At 31.4% G+C, this 2,227-nt stretch carries 3 protein-coding genes; all 3 read left to right on the top strand.

All coding sequences use genetic code 11. The annotated features are described in order from the left end of the window. Nucleotides 1–298 (top strand): hypothetical protein (locus ACI3VO_RS15820; protein WP_439758839.1); only part of this gene is annotated, 298 nt, incomplete at its 5' end. A 140-nt stretch (nt 299–438) separates the two neighbouring features. After that, on the top strand, nt 439–612 hold the full coding sequence (locus ACI3VO_RS15825) for a (2Fe-2S)-binding protein (RefSeq protein WP_439758840.1): 174 nt from the start codon (nt 439–441) through the stop codon (nt 610–612). Between the two features lie 185 nt (nt 613–797). Further along, nucleotides 798–1,994 (top strand): FprA family A-type flavoprotein, encoded by a 1,197-nt coding sequence (locus ACI3VO_RS15830; protein ID WP_439758841.1) that lies wholly within the window; start codon nt 798–800, stop codon nt 1,992–1,994. Nucleotides 1,995–2,227 lie beyond the last annotated feature (233 nt).

Genomic DNA, 2,227 nt, shown 5'->3' on the forward strand with positions numbered 1-2,227 from the left:
AATAGAGACAATGAGGGACATGTCTCATGTTAAAAACATCAGCAAGGACGAGTTTTTAGCATTATACAAAGGCTATGGATTTAACGTAACTATGGCAGAATCTACACCTATATTAGTATCTTTAAATGCGTGGTTTGAGCTTACAAAAACACCAGAGGATACGAGAAAAGAAATCACCGATATGATGATGGATGAAATAAATGGAAACTCTAAAACAGGATTTAAGCCTTCATTAAAGGATGGAGAAATTTATTTCTGGCAACGTTGGCTGCTTGTAATAGGTGAAAAAACGAGATAATATTAAATTTTCCTTCAATTTATTGTGAAAATTTGTAAAAAAAACTATAATAAAAATTAGAAAAGGTGTTTTAGAATATCCAAAGCGGGTATATATAAAACAAACAAAAAAATGTTAATAAATAACATGGAGGTAAAAAAATGGAAGATAGACAAATATGTAATTGTATGGAAGTTAGCTACTCAACTATAAAGAAAGCAGTAGAAGATGGTGCTAAAACTGTAGACGACATAAAAGAAATGACTGAAGCATCAACTGGATGTGGTGGATGTGAAGAAGAAATACAAGAAATATTAGATGAATTATTAAAATAATATCACATTCGTAAATTTAAAAAAGGTGTTTCAAGTCTAACTAACTGAACACCTTTTTTAATGCAATATTGAAAACGTTTAAAAAAGTAGATTAAGTATAAAATATAAGTTATAATTTATTTTCACAGCGATTTTGTTTATAATAGAATATAGAGAAATTAATCCAAGTGAGGAGGAAAAAATTTATGAGTAATGTTTTTGAAATAAAAAAAGATGTCTATTATGTAGGTGTTGAAGACAAAGCATTAGAAGTATTCGATATAATAATGGAAACTGAATACGGAACAACTTACAATTCATACCTAATAAAAGACGAAAAAACAGTTTTATTTGACACTGTAAAATACAACTTCAAGGATGAATTCTTTGAAAATATAGAAAAGGTAACTCCAATTGAAGATATAGACTACATAGTAGTTCACCATACTGAACCAGACCACGCAAGTAGTTTAGCTTATGTTTTAGATAAGAACCCAAATGCAGTAGTTTACTGTACTACTCCAGCTAAAAACTTCTTAACTAACCAATTAAACAGACCATTTAACGTTCAAACTATAAAAGATGGCGATGTTTTAAACATAGGTAAGAGAAATATAAAATTCGTGACTGCTCCAATGCTTCACTGGTCAGACACAATGTTTACTTATATAGAAGAAGACAAATTATTATTAACTTGCGATGCTTTCGGATGCCACTACGGATCTTATGAAGCAGACGCTGCTGTAAACAACGAAGACTACCTAAAAGCTGCAAAAGTTTACTACGATTGCATAGTTAAACCATTTGCTGCAGACGTATTAAAGGGAGTAGACAAGGTTGTTAAATTAGGTCTTGACTTCGATACAATATTAACTTCACATGGTCCAATTTTATCAAAAGAACCAATGGCTCAAGTTCAAAGATATGTAGAATGGTCAAAGGAAGCTGTAGCAGCTACTAACAACAACAAGATGAGCATATTCTACCTATCAGCTTATGGAAACACTAAACAAATGGCTGAAAAAATAGTAGAAGGTGCAAAAGCAGAAGGCGTTGAACCAGATTTATACGACTTAGAACAATTAAGTCCACAAGAAATGCACGACATATTCCTAGCATCTAAGGTTGTTGTATTAGGTTCTCCAACAATCAACAGATCAATGGTTAAACCTATGTGGGACTTATTCGCTAGCATAGACCCAATGGCAAACAAAGGAACTATAGCAGGTGTATTTGGTTCTTTCGGATGGAGTGGTGAAGGTGTATCAATAGCTGAAGCTGCTTTAAAGGCTATGGGATTCAAGATGCCAGTAGAAACAGTTAAGAAAAAATTCTTCCCAGATGAAGAAACTCTACAAGCTTGCGTAGAAGCTGGTAAGGAATACGCTAAATTATTAAAATAATTAGTGATTGAAATATAAAATAGAACATAATTTATGATATTAGAAAACCTATATGGATTAGCGATAATTCATATAGGTTTTTTAATTTCTTAATAAGTTCTACAATACTAGAACCATATAGCATAACTCTTTTTGTTGTATAACAAACAGTATATTGATATAATTTTGCTTAACTGAGAAAGCGATTACTTTTTTTCCACACTGAAGAGGAAATTAAATGACTATATCTATAA

The sequence above is a fragment of the Intestinibacter sp. genome, from assembly GCF_051866655.1.
Lineage (GTDB): Bacteria > Bacillota > Clostridia > Peptostreptococcales > Peptostreptococcaceae > Intestinibacter.

Coding starts and splice junctions, on each gene's coding strand:
- ACI3VO_RS15830 (WP_439758841.1), top strand. CDS start 798: ATGAGTAATGTTTTTGAAATAAAAAAAGATGTCTATTATGTAGGTGTT.
- ACI3VO_RS15825 (WP_439758840.1), top strand. CDS start 439: ATGGAAGATAGACAAATATGTAATTGTATGGAAGTTAGCTACTCAACT.